General features: G+C 68.1%; 24 protein-coding genes. 10 read left to right on the plus strand and 14 right to left on the minus strand.

Annotation, left to right across the window (positions count from 1 at the left end):
• Nucleotides 1-12: 12 nt before the first annotated feature.
• The 5 genes from B0I31_RS10520 to B0I31_RS10540 form a co-directional block, all read right to left on the minus strand.
• Nucleotides 13-1,617, minus strand: coding sequence for a replication initiator (locus B0I31_RS10520; RefSeq protein ID WP_106615130.1), 1,605 nt, complete (start codon nucleotides 1,615-1,617; stop codon nucleotides 13-15).
• Complete coding sequence (locus B0I31_RS10525) at nucleotides 1,614-3,083, minus strand: FtsK/SpoIIIE domain-containing protein (RefSeq protein WP_106615131.1); 1,470 nt, start codon at nucleotides 3,081-3,083, stop codon at nucleotides 1,614-1,616. Before B0I31_RS10525 ends, B0I31_RS10520 begins: the two co-directional genes overlap by 4 nt.
• A gap of 343 nt (nucleotides 3,084-3,426) precedes the next feature.
• On the minus strand, nucleotides 3,427-3,999 hold the full coding sequence (locus tag B0I31_RS42905) for an AMED_5909 family protein (RefSeq protein WP_342751470.1): 573 nt from the start codon (nucleotides 3,997-3,999) through the stop codon (nucleotides 3,427-3,429).
• Entirely contained in the window at nucleotides 3,996-4,175 is a 180-nt protein-coding gene (locus B0I31_RS10535; RefSeq protein WP_245949792.1) for a hypothetical protein, read from the minus strand. Before B0I31_RS10535 ends, B0I31_RS42905 begins: the two co-directional genes overlap by 4 nt.
• A 30-nt stretch (nucleotides 4,176-4,205) precedes the next feature.
• On the minus strand, nucleotides 4,206-4,658 hold the full coding sequence (locus B0I31_RS10540) for a hypothetical protein (RefSeq protein WP_219910655.1): 453 nt from the start codon (nucleotides 4,656-4,658) through the stop codon (nucleotides 4,206-4,208).
• 160 nt (nucleotides 4,659-4,818) lie between these two features.
• On the opposite strand from B0I31_RS10540, the gene B0I31_RS10545 reads away from it, so the two are divergent.
• Nucleotides 4,819-5,562, plus strand: coding sequence for a DUF5919 domain-containing protein (locus B0I31_RS10545; RefSeq protein ID WP_106615132.1), 744 nt, complete (start codon nucleotides 4,819-4,821; stop codon nucleotides 5,560-5,562).
• A gap of 12 nt (nucleotides 5,563-5,574) precedes the next feature.
• Nucleotides 5,575-6,045, plus strand: coding sequence for an NUDIX hydrolase (locus B0I31_RS10550; protein WP_106615133.1), 471 nt, complete (start codon nucleotides 5,575-5,577; stop codon nucleotides 6,043-6,045).
• On the opposite strand, the gene B0I31_RS10555 is transcribed toward B0I31_RS10550, so the two are convergent.
• On the minus strand, nucleotides 6,038-6,598 hold the full coding sequence (locus B0I31_RS10555; protein WP_245949793.1) for an HD domain-containing protein: 561 nt from the start codon (nucleotides 6,596-6,598) through the stop codon (nucleotides 6,038-6,040). The two genes, B0I31_RS10550 and B0I31_RS10555, sit on opposite strands and share 8 nt — an antisense overlap.
• A gap of 557 nt (nucleotides 6,599-7,155) precedes the next feature.
• On the opposite strand from B0I31_RS10555, the gene B0I31_RS39950 reads away from it, so the two are divergent.
• Nucleotides 7,156-8,964 carry a pentapeptide repeat-containing protein gene (locus tag B0I31_RS39950; RefSeq protein WP_181320086.1) on the plus strand — a complete coding sequence of 603 codons (1,809 nt, stop codon included), beginning with the start codon at nucleotides 7,156-7,158 and terminating at the stop codon, nucleotides 8,962-8,964.
• Nucleotides 8,965-9,803: 839 nt separating this feature from the next.
• Nucleotides 9,804-10,157, plus strand: a complete 354-nt coding sequence (locus B0I31_RS10570; RefSeq protein ID WP_106615135.1) for a VOC family protein — start codon at nucleotides 9,804-9,806, stop codon at nucleotides 10,155-10,157.
• A 150-nt stretch (nucleotides 10,158-10,307) separates the two neighbouring features.
• On the opposite strand, the gene B0I31_RS10575 is transcribed toward B0I31_RS10570, so the two are convergent.
• Nucleotides 10,308-11,027 (minus strand): maleylpyruvate isomerase family mycothiol-dependent enzyme, encoded by a 720-nt coding sequence (locus B0I31_RS10575; protein WP_106615136.1) that lies wholly within the window; start codon nucleotides 11,025-11,027, stop codon nucleotides 10,308-10,310.
• Nucleotides 11,028-11,111: 84 nt separating this feature from the next.
• Between B0I31_RS10575 and B0I31_RS10580 the strand changes: the two genes are divergently transcribed.
• Both B0I31_RS10580 and B0I31_RS10585 read left to right on the plus strand, forming a co-directional pair.
• Nucleotides 11,112-12,320 carry a GNAT family N-acetyltransferase gene (locus B0I31_RS10580; protein WP_245949794.1) on the plus strand — a complete coding sequence of 403 codons (1,209 nt, stop codon included), beginning with the start codon at nucleotides 11,112-11,114 and terminating at the stop codon, nucleotides 12,318-12,320.
• A 63-nt stretch (nucleotides 12,321-12,383) separates the two neighbouring features.
• Nucleotides 12,384-13,136, plus strand: coding sequence for a hypothetical protein (locus tag B0I31_RS10585; RefSeq protein WP_106615138.1), 753 nt, complete (start codon nucleotides 12,384-12,386; stop codon nucleotides 13,134-13,136).
• Between the two features lie 2 nt (nucleotides 13,137-13,138).
• Here the strand turns inward: B0I31_RS10585 and B0I31_RS10590 are convergent, their stop codons facing one another.
• The gene (locus B0I31_RS10590; RefSeq protein ID WP_106615139.1) at nucleotides 13,139-13,942 is read right to left on the minus strand and encodes an Fpg/Nei family DNA glycosylase; all 804 of its coding nucleotides are present in this window, start codon (nucleotides 13,940-13,942) and stop codon (nucleotides 13,139-13,141) included.
• On the minus strand, nucleotides 13,942-14,409 hold the full coding sequence (locus B0I31_RS10595; RefSeq protein WP_106615140.1) for a ribose-5-phosphate isomerase: 468 nt from the start codon (nucleotides 14,407-14,409) through the stop codon (nucleotides 13,942-13,944). The genes B0I31_RS10590 and B0I31_RS10595 overlap by 1 nt, the downstream gene beginning before the upstream one ends.
• 27 nt (nucleotides 14,410-14,436) lie before the next feature.
• On the opposite strand from B0I31_RS10595, the gene B0I31_RS10600 reads away from it, so the two are divergent.
• A complete protein-coding gene (locus B0I31_RS10600) occupies nucleotides 14,437-15,144 on the plus strand; it encodes a 2-phosphosulfolactate phosphatase (protein ID WP_245949795.1) in 708 nt (235 codons plus the stop codon).
• A 139-nt stretch (nucleotides 15,145-15,283) separates the two neighbouring features.
• Here the strand turns inward: B0I31_RS10600 and B0I31_RS10605 are convergent, their stop codons facing one another.
• Nucleotides 15,284-16,639: an aldehyde dehydrogenase family protein gene (locus tag B0I31_RS10605; RefSeq protein WP_106615141.1), complete on the minus strand. Its 1,356-nt coding sequence runs from the start codon at nucleotides 16,637-16,639 to the stop codon at nucleotides 15,284-15,286.
• A 68-nt stretch (nucleotides 16,640-16,707) separates the two neighbouring features.
• Nucleotides 16,708-17,331 (minus strand): mycothiol-dependent nitroreductase Rv2466c family protein, encoded by a 624-nt coding sequence (locus tag B0I31_RS10610; RefSeq protein WP_106615142.1) that lies wholly within the window; start codon nucleotides 17,329-17,331, stop codon nucleotides 16,708-16,710.
• A 219-nt stretch (nucleotides 17,332-17,550) separates the two neighbouring features.
• Here B0I31_RS10610 and pepN point away from each other — a divergent pair, with 219 nt between their 5' ends.
• Nucleotides 17,551-20,112, plus strand: a complete 2,562-nt coding sequence (gene pepN / locus B0I31_RS10615) for an aminopeptidase N (protein ID WP_106615143.1) — start codon at nucleotides 17,551-17,553, stop codon at nucleotides 20,110-20,112.
• A gap of 32 nt (nucleotides 20,113-20,144) precedes the next feature.
• On the opposite strand, the gene B0I31_RS10620 is transcribed toward pepN, so the two are convergent.
• Nucleotides 20,145-21,056 (minus strand): helix-turn-helix domain-containing protein, encoded by a 912-nt coding sequence (locus tag B0I31_RS10620; RefSeq protein WP_342751471.1) that lies wholly within the window; start codon nucleotides 21,054-21,056, stop codon nucleotides 20,145-20,147.
• A gap of 180 nt (nucleotides 21,057-21,236) precedes the next feature.
• Here B0I31_RS10620 and B0I31_RS10625 point away from each other — a divergent pair, with 180 nt between their 5' ends.
• Together B0I31_RS10625 and B0I31_RS10630 are read left to right on the plus strand one after the other, a co-directional pair.
• Nucleotides 21,237-22,079: a helix-turn-helix domain-containing protein gene (locus B0I31_RS10625; RefSeq protein WP_106615145.1), complete on the plus strand. Its 843-nt coding sequence runs from the start codon at nucleotides 21,237-21,239 to the stop codon at nucleotides 22,077-22,079.
• On the plus strand, nucleotides 22,076-22,237 hold the full coding sequence (locus B0I31_RS10630) for a DUF397 domain-containing protein (RefSeq protein WP_083668319.1): 162 nt from the start codon (nucleotides 22,076-22,078) through the stop codon (nucleotides 22,235-22,237). The genes B0I31_RS10625 and B0I31_RS10630 overlap by 4 nt, the downstream gene beginning before the upstream one ends.
• 52 nt (nucleotides 22,238-22,289) lie before the next feature.
• On the opposite strand, the gene B0I31_RS10635 is transcribed toward B0I31_RS10630, so the two are convergent.
• Both B0I31_RS10635 and ctaJ read right to left on the minus strand, forming a co-directional pair.
• The gene (locus tag B0I31_RS10635) at nucleotides 22,290-22,775 is read right to left on the minus strand and encodes a DUF5130 family protein (protein ID WP_106615146.1); all 486 of its coding nucleotides are present in this window, start codon (nucleotides 22,773-22,775) and stop codon (nucleotides 22,290-22,292) included.
• Nucleotides 22,762-23,007 carry an aa3-type cytochrome oxidase subunit CtaJ gene (ctaJ, locus tag B0I31_RS10640; protein ID WP_106615147.1) on the minus strand — a complete coding sequence of 82 codons (246 nt, stop codon included), beginning with the start codon at nucleotides 23,005-23,007 and terminating at the stop codon, nucleotides 22,762-22,764. The genes B0I31_RS10635 and ctaJ overlap by 14 nt, the downstream gene beginning before the upstream one ends.
• Nucleotides 23,008-23,126: the final 119 nt, after the last annotated feature.

Genomic DNA, 23,126 nt, shown 5'->3' on the forward strand with positions numbered 1-23,126 from the left:
CTTCTCCCCCGTTTACGCAGCTTGAGACGTTGCCGAACGGTTTGGCGGACTGGCCGAGGCGAGTAGAGCCGCCGTGTACTCGGCCTTCCATCGACGCCGCTCCGCGACCGCCCGCAGCAGCAGGTGTGGTCTTGGGGGCACGTTCGGGTCACCGGGCTGCACGTTGTTCCAGACGACCCGTTTCGGCTGGTCGTCCCCGGTGATCCCCACGTCGGCAAGCAGTTGCCGAACGAATTCCTTGCGGTCGTGCTTGTGGTCGGCGAGCGACTTCCCGGACCACTTCCGCGACACCAGCACCCGCCGACCGGCGACGCCGAGTGTTGAGCGCTTGTGCGCCTTGCCCTTGCACTTGCCCGGTTCCATCGACAGCCGAGCGCCCTTGGGCTGGACGCCGTAGAGCAGCCAGACAGGGCACTGCGGCGAGCAGGGCGTCACGGCCAGCTCCGCGCACAGCCGTTCGGCGTGGTCCTCCTGGCGGCTCGTCTGGGCGTCGAAGCACTCACCGATGCTCTTGGTCAGGTACTTCGTCAGGTAGCCGATGTGCCGTCCGGCCTCCTCCGTGCCGCCGAGGATGCCCTTGGAGTGCACCTGCACCCCGAAGCGGGCGACGTGCGCGGGAGCGTCCACCTGGTCCAGCGCTTCGTCCCACGTCGGCAGCGGTTCACGCGTGGTCGGGTCAACGAACCCCTTCGCCCGCGAGTCCCACACCGGCCGGTTGTCGCCGCTGTACTTGATCTCATCGTGGTTGGGCCACCAGACCTGGTGGTAGGTGGCTTCAGCGACCGCCCGCAGCTCCGCCCGCGAGATCGAGCCCCGGATAGCAGCGTGCCAGTGTGGCGCCAGCCGCCGTTGCGGTTCGACGGTGGAGAAGTACTGCACATCCCAGCCGACGCACCGCCGCAGGTTCTGCACGAACCGGTCCAGCAGGGCCGCGAAGTGCACCGCGTCCCGAGCCGCCCGCCGGTAGTCGTAGGAGTTCGGGTCTACCGGTGTGCCATCCGAGCGCACCTTGCCGTAGCTGTCGAGCGTCAGCGTGAGGAAGGTCGAGGGCTGGTACTTGCCGCCGAAGACCCGTCCGACCGTGCGCTTCTGGACCGGCCGCCGAGGGAGGTTCGGCGCATCCTGCCGCCGCCTGGTCGACCGCTTCCGCACCGCCCGAGGCCGAGCCTCCAGAGCCGGGAGCGAACCGCGGACTCCAAGCTGCCGCAGCTCCGCATCAACCCCGGCGACCTCCTCCCGCACCTCCTCCGCCCCGATCTCGTCGCCCTCCTCGACCGCCACCCGGTACGCCTTGACCAGATCGGCCCGGAAGGCCGCCAGCGCCCGCTGATCCTCGGTCGGCGAGTCCGGGGTGAAGTCGGGTTCCTCGGTCAGGTGCCACCCCTCGCGGCACTGCGCCATCCGCAACCGCCGGTTCTTTTCGGCGCACGTCGGGCACACGCTGGCGACCGTCGAGCCACACGGCACGGGCACGATGTCCACCTGCCCGGTGTCCAGGTCGACGCGCTCCTTGGCCAGCGGCCGGACACACACGCCGTGCTCCTCAGCCACTGCCCGAGCCACATCAAGCGCCGCCGGCTGCTTCATCCGGTCGGCCCGGGTCAGGTACTCGCTCATGCCGCGACCTCCCCACTGCCATCCGGCCGAGTCGGGAAGTCGTGCACCTTTGCATCGGCCAGGAAGACGCTCAGCTCGACCAGATCCGCATCGGTGACGTGGAAGGCCCGAGCCCTCTCCGGCTCCCGCTCCCCGTCCTCCTTGGCCCAGGCGACGCCGGGTGTGTTCTCGCTGATCTCGTGGGCTGCCGCGCCCCGCTGCCGCACACCGTCGCCAAGGACCATGTCCACCTGCTGCGGCTCGTCCAGGCGCAGCGCCACGCGGGTGCTGAACAGGTGCCGGAACCCGACGACCTCCTTACGCGGGTCCTGCACGAGGCCCACGACGGCGTAGCCGGGTGCGCGGCCCTGTGAGGTGATCGTCTGGATAGCCCGCACGGCCCGTTCGCGGAGCTGCTTGTCCGGCTGGTAGGCGATCAGGTCCGCCAGCTCGTCCACCACCAGGACCGTGAACGGCTCCCCCGTCGACCGCGCCCACAGCCGCCGCACGCCCCGGTACCGCGCTGCCCGCTCTTTGACCTCTGCGGCAATTTCCTCAAGCAGGGCAACGGCTTCCGGTCCGTTGTCGTACACGACCCGGTCGAAGGCATCCGGGCACTGGCCGAGTTCCATCCCGCCCTTCGGGTCGATCCCCACCAGCCGAACCAGGCCCGCCCGCACCGCCGGAGCGAGCTGCCACACCAACGACCACAACACCGAGCCCTTACCGGCACCGGGCACACCGACCACGAGCACCTGCGACCCGAGCAGACGAAGCCGCCACGGCCTACCGGTCTCGATCCGCCCGACCACCACCCGCTTGAGATCCACCTCGGTCGAGTCCGTCAGCGCGGGTACCGGCAACGGACGCAGCAATGGATCACGGTGGACGAAATCCAGCTCGATCACCCTCGGCCGCAGCACTCGCACCCGACACGAGCGAGCGCCGAACGAGTGCGCCAACCCGTCCCGCCGCAGCTCCCACGCCTCAGGCGACTGCGCAGGCACCATCTCCACCCGTACTCGATCTCGCCATCCCTCGGAACGGACCCGCCGCAACTTGGGCCGGTACTCACGGCCCCGGTCCCGCTTGGCCAGGTCGGCCAGCCGCATCACCGACCGCCATTTCGGGACGTACACCGTCGCCCGCCGCCACTCGGTCACCAGCCGGTACCAGCCATGCCGCAGGAACGACCCACGATCGAGAGCGGCCCAGATCGTCAACGCCGCGACCAGCGACAACAGCGCCAGCACCAGCGGCGAGAGCCCGAACCGCCACCAGCACCAAGCCGCGGACACCGGCACCAACGTGACCACCGGATACCGAACGACAACGAGCACCAGGCGCACGACCCCGACGACCAGCAGCCACACCAGCGCCACCAGCGCCGCGATCCACTTGACCTTGCCGGGAACGAGCACCCACCAGGGCACCCGAGGCCGCACACCCTCGAACGGAGCCGGGTCGACCCACTTTCCGCCGTTCATCGCACACGCCCCACAGGGGCGAAAATCAGCGGCAGCCAACCCAAGCAGCCACAACAAACAAGCTGGTTCGGGGCGTAGACACCGAATCGCCTGCACGCCCCACAGGGGCGACCGTTGGACAACTTCCACACTGTCGGAGCACCGCGCCGACTTGACGCGCGCACCCCACGTACAGATAGCCTCGACATGACCGGAATCCCTTGTGTGGTAACGAAAGCACGCGAAAGTTCCGGTCGGTGTGTCGCCGGGAAACAGCTTCAGCCCGCCAAGACTCGAACCTGTTTCCCCGCGACCCCACCAACCAGCAATTCAGATCACTTGCCGTACGAGACCGCCCGCACGGTCACTCGCTCGTCTCGACCTCGAACAGGTCCTCGAACTCGAACGGCGCGAGCGCCTTCAACGCCCCGCTGATGAACCGCGCACCGGGCCGCAGCTCGCCGTCACGCGCACGCTTCACCGTCGACCGGTTGAGGCCCATCGCCTTGGCCAGCGCGTAGTCCGAGTGGAACCCCGCCAGCCGCACGGCCTTGGTGAACGCGTCATCACGAAGCCTCACCGCGTACCTCGGATCACCGATCTGGTGGGGCACACGAGCCGCCTGCGCCGCCGTGCCCTCTGACCCGCCCGGCTCGATCCTCCGCCGCCGCCTGCGAGCGCCCGCGTCAGCGGCGAGGGCCTGGGCGATCTTCTCCGCCTTCTCCCGCTGTTGCTCCGCGAAAAACAGCGCCTCCCTCTGCCTCCCGGGATCCGTCTCCGCGACCCGCCGGTACACCTCGGCCGCCCGCAGGTGGAAGTCCCGCCACTCCACCCGCGTGGCCTCCCGTGAGGGCGCCACCTCAAGCAGAGCGTCATGGGCCCGCCGAAGCGTCGCCGCCGACTGCACGGCCGACCACAACTCCTCGAGCGACGTCACTCCCACTCGTCCCCCTCGACGCCCAGGGCAATGCCTCCGTCCTGCAACGCCGAGCGCAGCCGGTTGATCGAGTCCTTCTCGACCACCAGGACGACCGGGAACGCCTTGCCGAAGCGAATCTCCACCCGGTCGGCGAACGTTTGCGGGTAAGCCCGGATGGGCAGGTCATCGGTCACGTGAAGCCGAACCATGGCGTTGCTCATCGGTCACGCCGCCTTAGCGGCGGACTTGACGACAACCGGCTTCATGCCCGAGGCCCGCAGGCTGTACCCGAGCTTCGCCCGACACCTGTGCCGCTCACCCCCATGACTCCCCCGGCACGCCTTGTCATCGATCCAGGGCGTCACCGTCAGCCCGTCGAAGACCACCGGCCGCACATCGGTGCCCGGAATCGCCTCCGGCGGGACCGGCTGGTGCGGGGCCGCGATCTTCACCGTGACCACGGCGTCCGTCTTGCGCTCCGCCGCTTGGTCGATCACCAGGACCGACCACACCAACAGCCCGGTCTCCTTGTCCGTCTCCTGCTGGACCGGCAACCCCTTCGCCCGCTCTTCGGCCGACTGGAACCTGAGCACCGGCTCGACACCCATCACCAGCGCGCCACGGGGAAAGACGAAGTCGTGCGTCGCCGGGAGCCTGCTCCCACCACTGATCGCCACAGCCGATCTCCTGTCATCAGCGTCGACTGGACCCTCGGTCCAGCACCTTGACACCAACCACTTTCGGCCGATCAGCGGGACGCAAGCACCGCATAGCAGGACTTCTAAGGACGTCCCTGCTAGCTTGAAGACGTCCCAAGTCGTCACCACGGGGGTACACATGGCCAACGAACGCCTACGAGAAGCCCTGCTCCGCAACGGCCTGGACCTCGACCACGTAGCCCGAGCCACCAGCGTCGACCCCAAGACCGTCGAACGCTGGATCACCAAAGGCCGAGTCCCCTACCCCCGCCACCGCCACACCATCGCCTCGATGGTCCGCGAGACCGAGAACTACCTCTGGCCAGACGCCATAGCCGCGGACCGCAAGGTCGAGATTGCCGAGTCCGAGGTGGTCAAGGTCTACCCCCACCGCAACAACATCCCCGCGGACCTCTGGGATCGACTCCTCAACGACGCCACCAAGCACATCGAGGTGCTGTCCCTGGCCGCCCTCTTCCTGGTCGAACGCCCGACCTTCGCCAAGGAGCTGCGCCTCAAGGCCGAGAACGGAACCCGCATCCGCCTGCTGTTCGGAGACCCCACCGCCCGCGAAGCCTCCCGCCGCAGCGAGGAAGAGCAGCTGGGCAAGGGCACCGTCTCCGCCCGCATCCGCAACGCCCTAGCGTTCGTCCGCCCTCTGGTCGACATCCCCGGCATCGAGGTGCGCCTCCACAAGACGACTCTCTACAACTCCGTCTTCCGCTTCGACGACGAGATGATCGTCAACACCCACGTCTACGGCTTCCCCGGAGCCCACGCCCCAGCCCTCCACCTACGCCGACTCTCCGCCGGCGACCTCTTCGAGACCTACTCCGAAAGCCTGGAGACCGTCTGGACCGGAGCGAAGCGCGCCACCTTCTGAGAAGGTCGAGCCATGACGCGGACCGACTACCTCAACGACCCGAACGCCCCGAAGCCCAACAGCATCCGGGTAGCCGTCAGCGCCATCGTCCAGGACTCCACCGGCCGCCTCCTGATGATCCGGCGGACCGACAACGACAAGTACGCCATCCCCGGCGGCGGCCAGGACGTCGGAGAAACCCTCACCCAGGCCGTCATCCGCGAGGTCGAGGAAGAGACCGGCATCCACGTCGAGGTCACCGGACTGGTCGGCCTCTACTCCAACCCAAACCACGTCATCGCCTACGACGACGGTGAGGTCCGCCAAGAGTTCTCCATCTGCTTCCGCGCTCAACCCATCGGAGGCGAGCTGCGCACAAGCAGCGAATCCAAGGAAGTCCACTGGGTAGCCCTCGACCACGTGGCCGACCTCGACATCCACCCATCCATCCGCCTACGCATCGAACACGGCCTCAGCAACCGCACCGAGCCTTACTTCACCTGACCTCAACCCCAGCCGCCCTCAGCCGAGCCTCCGTCCGCTCCACCGCAGCAACCAATTCAGACTCCGCCTGGCGGATGAAGACCGTCACGAGGTCTTCCGGCCCGTACCGCGCCTGAATCTCCGTGATCCGCTCACGAATCCCTGTCGTGTCCCCATCTGGCCCGGTCGTCATGTCCGCCCACCACAGCACATCCCGCAGCGGCGTCTGCTCATCCGCCCAACGCGCGAGCTCAGTCGAGCACCCTCTCAACTCGGCCTCCCGGTAGGCGCACGAGTGATGAGCCACGAGCGCACACAGCCGCTCCGCAAAGCCCTGCCGTTCGAGGTATCGAGCCCCATCAAGCGGATGAAACCCAGTCTCCGCCAGGTCCGGTGCGTACCCCACATCATGAAGAACAGCCGCCGCCGTCAACAACTCTCGTTCCGCATCCTCAACGACCTCAGCCGCCAGCCCAGCCCGCTTCGCCACGCTTCGCACATGCGTCCACCGCCGAGGCAACGATGAGGCGAGCCGACCTTCAGCCACCGAGTAGGCCCGCGCGACCAGATCCACGCCCAACACCCTAGGCAGACCGCTCGCGCCGCAACACCGCAACCACATCCAACCTGCTGCGTTGCCGAATTCCGCTCTACGGGATCAAGGCGCGCCGCCTGCGGCGACGCGCGGCCAGTCCCGGAGCACGTTTGCACCGACTCCCCGCATCGTGGCACGCCGGGCTCCCGCTCCGCTCCGCCCGTCGGCCACGCGCGAAGTCGGTGCACGTGGCCGGGCAGGGCGACGCGACGCGCAGTCGCAAGCTGCCGCCAAGCCACTTCCAGCCACCAGGGTCAGGACGATCGCGTGGTCACACGGCTACCAGCGCTGGGCACGGCGATCGGCTGCCGCGCCGGCTTCGCCGCCTTGCCAACGAGACGTTCTTCGGCACGAGGTCAGGACCATGAAGACTGGCCAGCGTCGGGTCGGCCCTGTAGCGCTGAGAGGGTTGTGCCGATTAACTCGGTATGACGAATGACGTGGACTCGCCGAACGAGGCGCAGCGCCGTACCACAGGATGGCCACAGCTATCTCGCGGTGGCCCACGTCCCGCAGTTCTGGAGGGTGCTGCAGTCGTGACCGGGCTCGCCGTGACGTTGTGGGCGGGTCGACCATGGGAAACAACGGCGCTGACTTGGCTAGGACAATGGTCGCCCCTGCGTGTAGCAATCGTATCGATCATCGTAGGCATACTGATCCTACAGATGTGGAATCACCGCTCCGAACGTGATAGTGAGTCCATTCCACAGAAAATGCGTCCACTATCAGCACGATCCATCGTACTAAGCGCAATAATACTGCTCGGCATAGGCATCACCGCAACAGTCTTACTCTTGAAGAAGTTCGGCAACGGAACACCATCAGAGCAACTGGATGCGATCCGTACCGCTAGCACCATAATAATAGGTACCGGAGGTGCGGCCGCTCTACTTCTTGCCGCCCGCCGCCAGCGCGCCACAGAGTTGACACTAACTCACCAGCAGGACGTTGCCAGATCAACCGAACACGATGCGACCGAACGAAGAATCACCGAGCTATTCACTAAAGCAGTCGAACAGTTGGGTTCGGAAAAGTTCGCCGTCCGTCACGGCGGCCTGTACGCCTTGGAGCGCCTGGCCCAGGACAATCCTCGTCACAGGCAAACAGTAGTCAACGTATTGTGCGCCTACCTGAGAGCTCCTTATGAATCGGACTTCGCACCAACCGCACCGACGAGACAAAAGCTGCGCCGACCGTATCGCATACAACCTATATTCAGGCAGACTGTCGAAGCTTCACCTCCAGGCACAAAATCGACACCATCTATCGAAAGCGACCTCAAACAGGAACGTGAAGTACGCCTTGCCGCTCAACTGATACTTAACGTTCACCTCCGTTCGCCTACCCTGCAGGAAAGTATGTCGGACGACTTTTGGCCCGACATCGATCTTGACCTTAGGGGTGCGACTCTAATTGATTTCGACCTGTCGACATGCGTCGTACGCAGAGCAAACTTCGGTTCCGCAGTATTTGCAGGTACCACGAACTTCGACGGAACCATTTTTACGGCACCTGCACACTTCCGCAACAGCAGGTTCGACGAGAACGCCAGCTTTGAAAAGTCGTCATTCCAAGGTATTGCAATCTTCGCCGAGGCGACGTTCAACGGATACACAACGTTCGCCAAAGCAGAGTTTCGTCGACCTACATCATTCATCGATGCAAATTTCGAAGGCGTTGTCAACTTCGTGCGCGTTCAATTCAACCGAAAAGCTTACTACACCTCCGCCAGGTTCAAGAAGGACGCCAGTTTCTGGCGGAGCAGATTCAGTCGACGCGCCGAGTTCAACGACACCATTTTTCAACAGCTTGCATATTTTGGCTACTGCAGGTTCAAACGCAATGCCACCTTTTTTGGATCCAGATTCGAACGGAAAGCAGACTTCGTCAAATGCAGATTTGGATCTGCCGCCATATTTTCGCAAGCTCACTTCGTCACCAATTCCGACTTTTCTCATGCATCCTTCCAGGGGAGCACGACGTTCAGGTTGTGCCATTTCCAAAAGTCGGCAGATTTTACTGAGGCCCAGTTCAAGCACGACGCATCATTCGAGCAGGTGATATTCGCTAGGGTTGCCAACCTCTCAGACGTAAAGTTCGAAGGGGTCAATACGTCTTTCAAATCTGCTCAATTCATCGGCCCGCTCCTTTGTTCCGATCCGTCGACACTTGCAAGATCTGAGTTTTCAACCGCTCTAGTAAGACTCGCAGGCACCAACAAGGATTTCTGGTGGCCACTGAAGTTCTCACTTGTAGGATCCCAGAACCTCGGTGATGATTGGGGAGTACTTATAGATACAGGGGCCGTTGTAGGTAGTGACACATTGACCCGTCCCACTACCTGAAGAATCAAGATCAAGCCCCCCCCTAACCGTCAGATCTGGACGAGCGCTGGTCAACGACGATCAATGTTGAGGAGAAGAGAGCAGGCCAAGCGCGATGCGGTAGGGGCGTATCGCAGGTGGCCGCCGACCGCTGGTAGTCCTTACGACGTCTGCGTACATCACGTCCCCCTCGCCAACTACGACCAACAGTGCCGCCGCCATCACACGGAGTCGTGCGATTAGCGTGCGATTAGCGCAGGTCAATGGGGGACAACAGCGGTCAACTGCGGCTGGGGCGAGAGCTGGTCAGAGATGGTGAGCTGGGGTTGACGCCGCACTTCCAAGCTGGTCATGCGGGTTCGATTCCCGTCACCCGCTCCACCTCTTCGACCTGTACCCCGCCTCATCCGAACGTCCTATGTGGACGTTTCGGTGCGGTGGGCACCTCCGCTCTCCGACCCGCCTCGCGCTTCGGTGCGTGCTGCTCGACGGTGGTGATCGTCTGTTGCCCGGTGGGGCGGGGGTTGTGGGGAGCAGGTAAGCGATGTCCTGCGGTTACCCGGTGGAATCGGGGCGATGTTGTGCCCCGGCGGGATATTGCCGGTTTGGATTCATGCTGTTGGGGCGAGTTCTGATTTGGTGATTGCGGGACGTTCGGTATTACGCTCGGCGTGACGAGTTGTTGCCTCAACCCCCTGGCACGTGCGGGCTCGTCGTGTGGTTGCGGGAAGCGGGTGGCGGCATTGCGCGCTTCCCGCAACCTGGACCTGGCGGGCGGGACGGAACTGCTGGTCACAGGTGCGACAGGGGGGTATGGACCCGGTGGGGCGGAGCGGTCTTGGTCATCGCATCATGCAGTCATGCGCCTGGACCAGATCGTGGTGGATTGTCTCGACCCCTCACGCCTCGTGCGGTTTTGGGCGGGGTTGCTCGGTGGAGTGGTGGTGGAGCGGGAGCACGGGTGGGCGCACGTCGTTCCGCCAGGATGGCCGCGTATTTCCTTCCAGCCGGTGCCCGAGGCGAAGTCGGTGAAGAATCGGCTGCACCTCGATATCGACGTGGACGACATCGCCGAGGCCACGAAGAGAGCGACCGAGCTGGGTGCGACGCCGCAGGGTTCGCTCCAGGTCGACGAGCAGGGCAGCTTCCAGGTCCTGGTCGATCCGGCGGGGAACGAGTTCTGCTTCGTCAAGGCGCACGCACGCGACCGGTAGGCAGGTCACGAAGTCACCGCGCGCCACAGCACCTCGCCGAAGCGGATCGCCAGCACCACCATGAAGACGCCGATGGCGAAGGTCGCCAGGCATCTCAGGATCACCCGCAGCTTCGTCACGCGCACAGTGTGCCCCGACAACGGCCCGGAATCAGCCGGTCGCGGCGGCGACGGCGGCACGGAGAGCGTGCACCACGCCGACATCCCCCTCCACCGACACGTGCTCCTCCCCCGACCGCCCCCACAACCACAGGTCCACGGCGGACGGCGAGCCGCTGACCACGGCGGCGGGGTCGGCCCTGGGGCAGTAGTCGACGATCCCCTCGTGCAGCGCCACGGTCCACTCACGGCCCGGCACACGCAGCGTCACGGCTTGGCCGGACGTGTGTACCCCGGGCGGCTGGTGGCAGCCCAGCCACAGCCGCAGCACCTCCTCGATGCCGTCCGCCGCCAGCCCCGGCTCCAACGGCGCCGCCGCACCGATCGCGGCCTGCGCGTCGACCCGGTGCACGGCCGTCTCGTGCGCCATCCGGCGGATCCAGAACCCCAGCGTCTGATCCCACGGGCACCACGTCGCCGCGGGCGCCGCCGCACGCGCCGGATCCAGCACAGCGATCAGCGACGCCGCACCGACCCGGTACCAGTCGACCAAGTCGGCGTCACCGGGCGAGCACTCCCACCCTGCCGGACGCGCGCCGTGGGTGATCCAGTGCGTCACCATCCGGTGAATCGAGCCGACGTGCACCAAGAGGTCACCGACCGTCATCCCAGGGCACGCGGGCACGTCACGATCGGGTGGTGCCAGATCGGCCGCGACCGCCAACGCCTCCGCTTCGACGCGGAACGCACGAGCCAACGAGTGGGCATCCATCGGCGCAGCATCGCGGAACCGGCGGCCCGAGCGCGACCCTCAATTGGATCGCGCGACGCGGACGACCGGCGTATGAACGATGGCATGGCGCTCACCCTCCGCACCCTCACCGCGGACGACCTCCCGGAGTTCCAGCGGGTCGTCAACTCCTCGTTCCTCATGGACAGCGTCGAGGACCAGCTCGAACGCTGGCGTGGCCTGTTCGAGCCCGAACGGCACCACGCCGTGTTCGACGGCGACGAGCTGATCGGCGGCGGTGGCATCCAGAGCCGCGAGATCACGCTGCCCGGCACCGGTCCGCGGCCCGTCGCGGCGGTCACGTCGGTAGGCGTGAAACCGGGCCACCGCCGCCGGGGCGTGCTCACGCGCGTGATGCGGGCGCAGCTGCACGGCCTGCACGACGAGGGCGGTGAGGCGATCGCCGCGCTCTGGGCGTCGGAAGCGGCGATCTACCCCCGGTTCGGCTACGGCCTGGCGGCCGAGTTCGCCCGGCTCGAAGTGCCGCGGGGCGCGAAGTTCCGGTCCGGGGTCTCGATCGGCGACGACCGGGTGCGCGAGGTGTCGCGGGACGAGGCGATGCCGGTCATGAAGGCCGTTTACGAGGACCTGCGGCCGGGTCGCACGGGGTGGCTGAGCCGCACGGACGCCGCCTGGGAGCACCAGTTCGCCGACACCGAGCGCGACCGCGGCGGGCTGACCGCGTACCACTACGCACTGCACCCGCAGGGTTACGCGGCCTACCGGATCAAGCACGACTGGCAGGACCGCGGCCCGCGCAACGAGCTGCACGTGCGGGAGATCGCGGCACGGACCGACGAGGCGTACGCGGCGCTCTACCGGTACCTGCTGGACGTCGACATGGTCGGCGAGCTGAAGTTCTTCACCGCCTCCGACGACCCCGTCACCCACCTGCTGGACGACGCACGGCTCGCGCTGCGCGGCCGGTCGGACTCGCTGTGGGTGCGGATCGTGGACGTCGACCGCGCGCTCACCCAGCGCCGCTACGGCTCGGACGTGGACGTCGTGCTGGACGTGGCCGACGAGTTCTGCCCGTGGAACGCGGCCCGCTGGCGGTTCACCGTGAAGGACGGTGCGGCGACCGTGCAGCGGGTGGACGACGACCCGGACGTGGTGCTGGACGTGCAGGCGTTGGGCGCGGCGTACCTGGGTGGGACGAGGCTGACGTCCCTGGCCCGTGCCCAGCGGGTGCGTGAGGTCACCGCGGGTGCGCTGAACGCCTTGTCACACGCACTTCTGGGTGACCAGGACCCCCACTGCCCGGAGGTGTTCTGACCGTTTCGGGAACCTCCGCCCGACGTGGGGCGTTCTCCGGACACCAAGCATCGGGAGGGTCGAATGACCACCACGATCGTCGTGTTGCTCGTGCTGCTGGTCCTGGCGGGCGCGATCGGGTTCGCCGCCCGCTCCGCCGCCGAGAAGCGCCGCCGTGAGCTGGAGGACGCCCAGGCCGAGGCACGCCGCTGGGTGGAACGGCTCGGCGGCCAGGTGATGAACCTGACCGGCACGGACATCGCCTCGCAGCAGGCGATGGCGGACGCGTCCGAGCGGTTCACCGCGGCCGGGTCGCAGATGGAGCAGGCGCGCACGGTGGAGCAGTGCCGCCTGGTCACGCAGACCGCGATGGAGGGCCTGTACTACGTGCGGGCCGCGCGGGTCGCGATGGACCTCGACCCCGGCCCCGAGCTGCCGGACCTCACCGGCCAGAGCCGCGCGGGCAAGGTGTCGGAGGAGCGTGACGTCACGGTGAAGGGTCACCGGTACGTCGCCTCGCCGCGGCCGGGTTCGCAGACGCCCCACTACTACCCCGGTGGTGTGGTGGCGGGCCGTCCGGTGCCGGAGGGCTGGTACTCCGAGCCGTGGTGGAAGCCCGCGCTGGTGGCGGGCGCGTGGGGCTTCGCCTCGATGATGCTGTTCAGCGCGATGTTCACGGGCATGGTCGGGGTGCCGGCGGCCGTGGCGTCCGAGGACCCCGGTGGCGCCGAGGACGGCGGCGACGGTGGTGACGGCGGCGACGCCGGTGGCGACTACGGCGGCGGGGACTACGGCGGCGGCGACTTCGGTGGTGGCGGCGACTTCGGCGGGTTCTGAGGTCAGGCCGGTTGGCAGGTCGGGCACCAGTAGAGGTTGCGGCCGGCCAGTTCGGCGGCGGCCACGGGCGTGCCGCAGACCAGGCACGGCTGACCGGTGCGGCGGTAGACGTAGACCTCGCCGCCGTGCCGGTCCTGGCGCGGCGCGCGACCGGTGACCTCGGGCAGGTGCTCGGGCCGCACGGTGTCGATGCGGCCGACCTTCACGCCGGCGCGCATGAGCACGACCAGGTCGTGCCACAGGTCGTCCCACAACGCCCGGTCGACCCGGTTGCCGGGCACCAGCGGGTGGACGCCGTGCCGGAACAGCACTTCGGCGCGGTAGACGTTGCCGACGCCGGCGAGCACCGTCTGGTCCATCAGCAGCACGGCGATGGACTGGCGTGACCGCGAGATGCGCGTGTAGGCGAGGTCGGGTTTCGCGTCACGGCGCAGCGGGTCCGGGCCGAGCCGGGCGCGCAGGGCGGCCACCTCGACGTCGGTCAGGATCTCGCACCGGTTCGGGCCGCGCAGGTCGGTCCAGTGGGTGGGCCCGGACAGCCGCATCCGCACCTGGCCGACCGGTTCGGTCACGGGGTGCGGCGACTCGGTGAACGTGCCGTACAGGCCCAGGTGGACGTGCACAATCGCGTCCGGCCCGTAGACGTGGAACAGGTGTTTGCCGTGCGCCTCGGCGCGTTCGAACAGCCGACCGTCCACAAGGGACGCGGAGAACCTGCCCTGCGGGCTCGACACCCGGACCGTCGAGCCCGCGTACCGGCGTTGGTGCAGCTTCGCCAGGCGGTGCAGCGTGTGGCCTTCGGGCATTACGGCAGGGCCGGCGCCTCGCCGGTGCGCTCGTACTCGCTGAGGATGCCGATGCGGCGGGCGTGCCGTTCCTGCCCGGAGAACGGGGTCGCCAGGAACGCCTCGACGATCGCGAACGCCTCCTCGGTGGTGTGCATCCGGCCGCCGACGCCGATGAGCTGGGCGTCGTTGTGCTCGCGGGCGAGCTTCGCCGTCTCGACGCTGTAGGCGAGCGCGGCACGGGCGCCGGGCACCTTGTTCGCGGCGATCTGCTCACCGTTGCCGGAGCCGCCGATGACGATGCCCAGGCTGCCCTCGTCCGCGACGACGCGGCGGGCGGCCTCGATGCAGAACGGCGGGTAGTCGTCCTCGGCGTCGTAGACGGCCGGTCCGACGTCGACCACCTCGTGGCCCGCGTCGGTCAGGTGCTTGACGAGGTGGGTCTTCAGCTCGAAGCCCGCGTGGTCCGATCCCAGGTAAACGCGCACGTCAGCAAGTCTGCCATCCTTGGCCGGGTGTTCGGACAAGAGGGTTACCGGCTGCGGCTGGAGTGGGGGCCGGAGGGCGTTGCCGCGCTCGGGGAGCAGTGCGCGGTGCTCGTGGTCGTGGACGTGCTGTCGTTCTCCACGGCGGTGGACGTGGTGGTGGCGCGCGGTGGGGCCGTGCGGCCGGTGCACTGGAAGGACCGGGCTTCGGCGGCGCCTCCGGCGGACCCGTCGTGGACGTTGCGGCCGTCGTCGCTGGTGTCGGTGCCCGCGGGGACGGTGTTGGAGCTGCCTTCGGCGAACGGGGCGACGTTGTGCGCGTTGGCCGCTTCGACCGGCGCGATCGTGTTGGCGGGGTGTTTGCGCAACGCTCGGGCGGTCGCCGCGGCGGCTCGGGAGTTGGCGGCGGGTGGGCCGATCGGCGTGGTGCCGGGCGGTGAGCGCTGGGGCGTGAACCTCGCCGAGTCCGAGGACGCGGGACCCCTGCGGCCGGCGGTCGAGGACCTGCTCGGGGCGGGCGCGGTCATGTCGTCCCTGCTCGGCTACGGCTCCGCCTCGGTGGAAGCGGCGCTGGCCGCGGAGACCTACGCGTGGGCCTCCGTGGACGACGTCCTGGCCGGCTGCGTCTCCGGCCGTGAACTGATCGCCGCGGGCCACGCCGGCGACGTCACCCTGGCCTCCGAGGTCAACGTGAGCACCGCCGTCCCCCGCCTGACCAACGGCCTCCTCCACGCGTGAGTCGTACGTTCAGCGCGCGAGAGTCGTACGTTCGCGCACCCTGAGTTCAACACTCGGCCGTACCGCGCGGTATGCCGAGTGTTGAATTCAGGTGCTCTGAGCGTTGGACTCTCGCGCCCTGAACGTACGACTCTCGCGGTTAGCGTTGGATGGATTTCAGTTCGGTGAACTCGGAGAGGCCGTGGGGGCCGAACTCGCGGCCGTTGCCGGACTGGCGGTAGCCGCCGAACGGGGCGCTGGTGTTGAACGCGGCACCGTTGATGTCGACCTGGCCGGTGCGCAGGCGCTTGGCCACGGACAGCGCGCGTGCGGGGTCGGCGGAGAACACGGCGCCGCCCAAGCCGTAGATGGTGGAGTTGGCGATGCGCACGGCGTCGTCCTCGTCCTCGTACGGCATCACGGACAGGACCGGGCCGAAGATCTCCTCCTGGGCGATCGCCATCTCCGGCCGGACCGAGCCGAAGACGGTCGGCGTCACGTGGAACCCGCGGTCGAGAGGCCGGGAAGTACCGCCGAGCGCGAGCTTGGCACCCTCGGCGATGCCGCGCTCGATGTGGCCGACGACGCGGTCGCGCTGCGCCGCCGTCACGGCCGGACCCAGGCGAGTGGACGGCAGGGACGGGTCGCCGGGCTCGTACTTGGCCGCCGCGGCGACCGCGATCTCCAGCGCCTCGTCGTGCCGGGAAGCGGGCACCAGCAGGCGGGTCCACGCGCTGCACGCCTGCCCGTTGTTCATGTACGCGTTACCCACGCCGATCTTCACCGCACGCGTCAGGTCCGCGTCGTCCAGCACCACGTTCGCGGACTTCCCGCCCAGCTCCAACGCCACCCGCTTCACCGTCTCGGCGGCCAGCGCGGACACCCGCCGACCCGCCCGCGTCGACCCGGTGAACGACACCATGTCCACCAACGGGTGACCGGCCAACGCCTCGCCCACCACCGGACCCGTGCCGTGGACCAGTGAGAACACGCCAGGCGGAACGCCCACGTCGGACAGCACCGAGGCGAGCAGGTCGGCCGTCAGGGGCGCCAGCTCACTGGGCTTGAGCACCACCACGTTGCCCGCCGCCAACGCGGGCACGACCTTGGCCACCATCTGCTGCAACGGGAAGTTCCACGGCGTGATGGCCGCGACCACGCCGATCGGCTCCCGCAGCACCAACGAGTTCCCGATCTCGGACTCGTCGAAGAACCCGGCAGCCACCGCGTCCGCCACGCCTCGCGCGATCCCCACCGGGTTCGGCACCTGCACCCGTGACGCGAACGTGATGGGCGTGCCCATCTCCGCCGTCATGGTCGCGGCGAACTCCTCGGTCCGCGCCTCCAGCGCGTCCGCCACCGCCCGCACGAGCGCCACCCGCGAGTCCAACGACGTCGCGGACCATTCCGGAAAAGCGGCAACAGCCCTGGTCACGGTTTCGTCCACGCCGCCGGGCGTGCCGGCGCGGACGGTGCCGACGACCTCTTCGGTGGTCGGGTTGACGACCTCGATCACTGCGGACTCCCCGAGAACGGTGTGACACTCCCAGACGAAACGTGCCCAAGAGTGTCACACCGGGCGCGTCAGGAGAAGTCCAGTCCCCCGGTCCGGGTGCGCTTGAGCTCGAAGAAGTACGGGAAGCTCGCCAACGCCCGCGCGCCGTCGAACACCTTCACGGCGTCCTCACCACGCGGGATCTTGGACAGCACGGGCCCGAAGAACGCCACCCCGTCGATGTGGATGGTGGGCGTGCCGACGTCCATGCCCACCGGGTCCATGCCGCGGTGGTGGCTGGCCCGCAACTCCTCGTCGTGCTCGTCGGTGTGCGCGGCGGCGGCCAGCTCCGCGGGCAGGTCGACGTCCTCCAAGGCCAGCTTGATGGCCTGGTCGTAGTCGCGCGACTGGCCCAGCCCTTCGTTGTGGATCCGGGTGCCGAGCGCGGTGTAGAGGTCCCGCAGCACGCCGTCGCCCTTGAGCTTGGCGGCGGCGATGGCGACCCGCACCGGACCCCAGCCGCGGTCCATCATGTCGCGGTAGTCGGCGGGCAGGTCACGGCCCTCGTTCAGCACGGACAGGCTCATCACGCGGAAGTTCAGGTCGAGGTCGCGCTGCTTCTCCACCTCGAGGATCCACCGCGACGAGATCCACGCGAACGGGCAGATCGGGTCGAAGTAGAAGTCGACTTCCGTGCGTCCCTCTGTCGACATGCGGTGTTCCCTCCGTGGCTGTTCGTGAGCGGTGCGCCAGGTTCGGCGCTCCCATCGTGCTCAACCAGCCGACCGCACGCAGTCTTCCCTCGGACGCCAGTCCACTTCCGGGGGTCCCACGTGATTGGATGCGACTGTCGTGTTCACCGACTCGACACCCATTCCCGTTCCGACGAGGTCGGCGCCGAGGTCCCGTGGCGCCGGCAGACGAGGTGACCAGTGGCGGCACCCAACCTCACCCGCGACCAGGCCCAGCAGCGGGCCGCGCTGCTGGAGGTCGACTCCTACCGGATCGAGCTGGACCTGACCGACGGTGGCGGCAAGCCCGGCTCGGACACGTTCCGCTCGACCACGACCGTCGCGTTCCGCAGCCGGACGCCCGGCGCGTCCTCGTGGGTGGACATCGTGGCCGCCAACGTCCACCGCGCCGTGCTCAACGGGCACGAGCTGGACGTCTCCTCGTACCGCGAGGAGGACGGCGTCCACCTGCCCGAGCTGGCCGAGGTCAACGAGCTGACGATCGAGGCCGACTGCCGGTACATGAACACCGGCGAGGGCCTGCACCGGTTCGTCGACCCGGTCGACGGCGAGGTCTACCTGTACTCGCAGTTCGAGACGGCGGACGCCAAGCGCATGTTCGCCTGCTTCGACCAGCCCGACCTGAAGTCGGTCTACGACCTGACGGTGATCGCGCCGCACCACTGGAAGGTCGTCTCCAACTCGGCGATCGAGTCCACTGTGGACGCGGCCGGTGGCGCGGACCGGCACGTCTTCGCCACCACCAAGCCCATGTCGACGTACCTGGTCGCGCTGGTCGCGGGCCCGTACGCGGAGTGGCGCGACGAGTTCAGCGACGGCGAGACGACGATCCCGCTGGGCATCTACTGCCGCGCGTCGCTCGCGCCGCACATGGACGCCGAGCGGTTGTTCACCGAGACCAAGCAGGGCTTCGGGTTCTACCACCGCGCCTTCGGGGTCAAGTACCCGTTCGGCAAGTACGACCAGTGCTTCGTGCCCGAGTTCAACGCGGGCGCGATGGAGAACGCGGGCTGCGTCACGTTCCTGGAGGACTACGTCTTCCGCAGCCGCGTCACCCGCTACCTGTACGAGCGCCGCGCCGAGACCGTGCTGCACGAGATGGCGCACATGTGGTTCGGCGACCTGGTCACCATGCGCTGGTGGGACGACCTGTGGCTGAACGAGTCGTTCGCCACCTGGGCGTCGGTGCTGGCGCAGGCCGAGGCGACCGAGTACCGGCAGGCGTGGACGACGTTCGCCAAGATCGAGAAGTCGTGGGCCTACCGGCAGGACCAGCTGCCGTCCACCCACCCGGTGGCCGCCGACATCCCGGACCTGCAGGCGGTCGAGGTCAACTTCGACGGCATCACCTACGCCAAGGGCGCCTCGGTGCTCAAGCAGCTGGTGTCGTACGTGGGGCTGGACAACTTCCTGTCCGGCCTGCGGGTGTACTTCGGCAAGCACGCGTGGGGCAACGCCACGCTGGCCGACCTGCTCAACGCGCTGGAAGAGGCCTCCGGCCGCGACCTGTCGTGGTGGAGCGCGCAGTGGCTGGAGACCACCGGCCTGAACCTGCTGCGGCCCAAGTACTCCGTCGACGCCGAGGGCAGGTTCACCGAGTTCGCCGTGCTCCAGGGCGGTGCCCGGCCGGGCAAGGGTGAGCTGCGCACGCACCGGTTGGCGGTCGGCGTGTACGACTCCGACGACGACGGCAAGCTCGTGCGCACGCACCGGGTGGAGCTGGACGTGTCCGGCGAACGCACCGAGGTGCCCGAGCTGGTCGGCGTGCCACGCGGCAAGCTGGTGCTGGTCAACGACGACGACCTCACCTACTGCACGATGCGGCTGGACGCGGACTCGCTGGCGTCGCTGATCGACCACATCGCCGACATCGCGGAGCCGCTGCCGCGCACGCTGTGCTGGTCGGCGGCGTGGGAGATGACGCGTGAGGCGGAGCTGAAGGCCCGCGACTTCGTGAACCTGGTGCTCGGCGGACTGCACGCCGAGACCGAGGTCGGCGTGGTGCAGCGGCTGCTGCTGCAGGCGCAGACGGCGCTGTCGTCGTACGCGGACGTGTCGTGGCGTGACGAGGGCTGGCGGAAGTTCACCTCGCGGACGTTGGAGCTGGCGCGGGCGGCCGAGCCCGGTTCGGACCACCAGCTGGCGTTCGTGAACGCGTTGGCGGGTTCGGTGCTGGACTCCTCGACGTTGGCGGTCGTGCGGGGTTGGCTGGACGGCACGGACGTGCTCGAAGGCCTCGACGTGGACACCGACCTGCGCTGGCGGCTGCTGCACGCGCTGGTCGCGCACGGTGCCGCCGACCTGGACGAGATCCGCGCCGAGGAGGAGCGCGACCCGACCGCCACCGGCCGCCGCAAGGCCGAGTCGGCTCGGGCCCTGCGGCCGACCCTGGACGCCAAGACCGAGGCGTGGGACCGCGCGGTGAACGACGACGAGCTGCCGAACGCGGTGTCGGAGGCGATCATCGCGGGCATCCAGCACCCCGGCCAGAAGGCGCTGCTCCAGCCGTTCGTGGCGCGGTACTTCGCCGACGTGGCCGACGTGTGGGAGCGCCGGTCGAGCGAACGGGCGCAGTCGATGGTCGTCGGCCTGTTCCCGTCGTGGTCGATCTCGAAGGAGACGGTCGAGGCGTCGGACGCGTGGCTGGCCGAGGAACGGCCGCCGGCGCTGCGGCGACTGGTGTCGGAAGGCCGTGCGGGCATCGTGCGCGCCTTGGCGGCCCAGGAGTTCGACCGGTCCTGAGAACGCCGGTGTGACGTGGGCGGGGCGGCACTTCAGGTGTCGCCCCGTTTCGCTTCCGGGGCGGAGCGGTGGTCGCGGTCGTAGGCGTCGGCCCAGCGGGCGAACACGTCGCGCGAGTGGGTCGGTGAGAGGACCAGCCGTTCGAGTTGGCGCATCTTGACCTCGTAGGCGGCGATCGCGTCGGGTTCGTCGTGGAACACCGTCGCGGTCTCGGTTTCGGCGTAGGCCAGTGGCTTGATCGGTGCCGGGAACGTCAGCAGGGCCCCGGAGTGGCGCAGGACGGCGTGCGCCTGCGCGCTCATCGGGATGATCCGCGGGCTGATCCGCGCCCACCCGCACATCAGCGTCAGCCGCAGCATCTGGTCCCGCATGACCTTCGAGTCGCCGACGACGACCCGCAACGCCGCCTCGTGGACGTAGATGACCGTCTCCGGGCCGCCCGGCCTGCGCAGCGTCTCCTGACGGGCCATCCGCGCATCGACCACACCACGGTCCTTGGTCAGCGCGAGCGCGTACTCCTCGGTCTGCGCCAGGCTCGGGATCACCAGCGGCTCGTAGGTCGTCAACGTGCTGGCCGCGTACTCGTGCACGGTCAACGCCGTGAGCGTGTCCGACCACGGCTCGTGCCGGCGCACGAAGTTGCCCGTGTCGGCCTCGCTGGCGATGGCCAGGATCCGGTCGCGGGTCGGTTTGTCCGCGCCGCAACGGCCGAGCAGCGTCCCGATCTCCCACGGGCTCGTGCCACGGCTGCCGGTTTCGAGCTTCGACAGCTTGCCCAGGGACCAGCCCAGGGCGTCGGCGACGAAACCGGACGTCATCCGGGCCCGGTGGCGGACCCGGCGCAATTCCTCTCCCAATTCACGGCTACGGGCAGTGCTGAGCCGGGTGACCGGCTTTTCTTCGGACTCCACAAATCCCCCTATGCCGCACAAGAGCAAAGGCACGGCGGGTGGTGGGCGACGCGTTCCTCTTTGCGTGCTTCACCACCCGCCGCACATGTCCGACCAGTGTGCGGGCTGGTCGGTGGCCTGGTGCACAACACTTTGTCCGGCCCGCAACATCGAGGTCAATACCCTTATCGAGCGACAGCCTTGGCCACTGGTCCCGCTTTAAGATGCATTCCCATGAACCGCAACACGTCGAAATCCATCGCTCTGGGAGCGCGTTTGCGCAACGCCCGCAAGGCCAATAAAATCAGCCAACGCGCGCTCGCGGAGAAGATTGGCGTCGCACATTCGTTGCTCTCGCGCAACGAAAGCGGCCAACGCGTGCCGACCCGCACGGAGGTCATCCGCATCTTGGCGCCACTCGAACTACCCGATCGGGAACGCGAAGAAATCCTGGAGATGACCGAGGACCCGAGCGGATCGCCCCTCGCCGTGATCGAACTGCCCGAGCGCCGCGCCCAGATCGCCGCACTGGTCGAGATCGAGCAGATGGCCAAGGAAGTGGTGAGCTGGTCGCCGCTGATCATCCCCGGCCTGCTCCAGGTCAGCTCCTACACCCGCACGATCATGGAGGCCGTTCCCGTACCCCACGAGGAGATCGCCACCCGCGTCGCCGTCCGGATGGGCCGACGCGACATCCTCACCCGCCGCGACCCTGTCCGCTTCACCGCGCTCATCGGCGAAGGTGTGCTGCACCAGACGATCGGCGGCCCGGCGGTCATGGCCGAGCAGTTCGACCACCTGCTGATGATGAGCGCGCACGAGAACGTCGAGCTGCGGATCGTGCCCACCGCCACCGGCTGGCACCCCGGGCTCTGCGGCTCGTTCCAGCTGATCAAGTGCGACGGCACGTCCTTCGTGCACCTGGAGAACCCGGTCAGCGCCGTCTTCGTGCAGGAATCCGAAGCGGTAGCCGGTTTCGAGCGGTCCGTGCCAGAGTTGCTGGAGGTCGCGATGAGCCCGCAGGAGTCCTTCGAGCTGATCGCGAAGGAGGTGCGGCGGACGACGGGAGTCGCATGACACTTCGGTGGAAGAAGTCCGGGAAGAGCGCCAGTGGCGACTGCGTCGAGGTGGCGAACCACCTCGGCGCGGTGCGGGACAGCAAGAACCCCGGCGTGGTGCTCGGGGTCAGCCCGGCGCGGCTGAGGGCGTTCGTGGACGCGCTCAAAGCCCGCTGACGACGAAGGCCCCGGCGACGTGCGCGCCGGGGCCTTCACTTCGGTTCGTGCGTCAGGCGTTCTTCGGCGCGTGACCCGCCTGGTCGGTCAGCATCCGCAGGCCGCTCACCAGGCCGCCGGCGAGGTCGCCCTCCTTGAAGGACGCGACCATGCTCATCACGGCGAGCTTCGCGCCGCGGTCGGCGATGCGGCGGTGGGACTCCTCGCCCGTCACCACCTCGACCCGGCGTTCACCGGGCGACACGGCGACGAGCACGGCGTGCGTCGGGCGCGGGGTGCTCGCGTGCAGCTCCTCGGCCTTCGCGCGGGAGTCGGCGCCCAGCTCGCCGAGGTAGACGCTGAAGTCCAGCCCGGTGGTGCGGCTGGCCAGCGTCAACGCCTCGTCCAGGCTCGCCAGCTGCACCGGCGTGAACGGCAGGCTCGGCGCGTGCGGCTCGTACATCTTCGCGGCGGACACCCGGCCGCTGTTGGTGACGACCGCGCCCTCGGGGAGGGTCGACGGGTCCACCTCCACCCTCGTCAGCTCACCAGTTGCCACGGGCACCTCCCTTGGCGGTGCGGCCCTCGGCCGGCGCCGTGACGGCCTGGTGCGCGCCGCCGGGCAAGCCCGCGGGGTTCGCCGTCCACCAGACGGGGGCGTAGTTCCACTCCTGGCCCGGGCGGTACCGCTGAATGCGGGTGGCCTTCGGCCTCAGCGTCAGTAGCGTGATCACGCCGTAGATGGCCAGCGGGATCAGCGCGAAGACGAGCACGGTCTCCACGATGGTCACGCCGGTTACGGTAACCGATCGTCCTGCTCACCCCGGGGTGAGGGCACCCGTTTCCGCACCGGTGGGGGTCCGGCGCGGTGCGCGGTGCCGTCCGGGGCGGGTTCCAACTGTGAACGCGG

The organism is Saccharothrix carnea, assembly GCF_003014735.1.
GTDB classification, from domain to species: domain Bacteria; phylum Actinomycetota; class Actinomycetes; order Mycobacteriales; family Pseudonocardiaceae; genus Actinosynnema; species Actinosynnema carneum.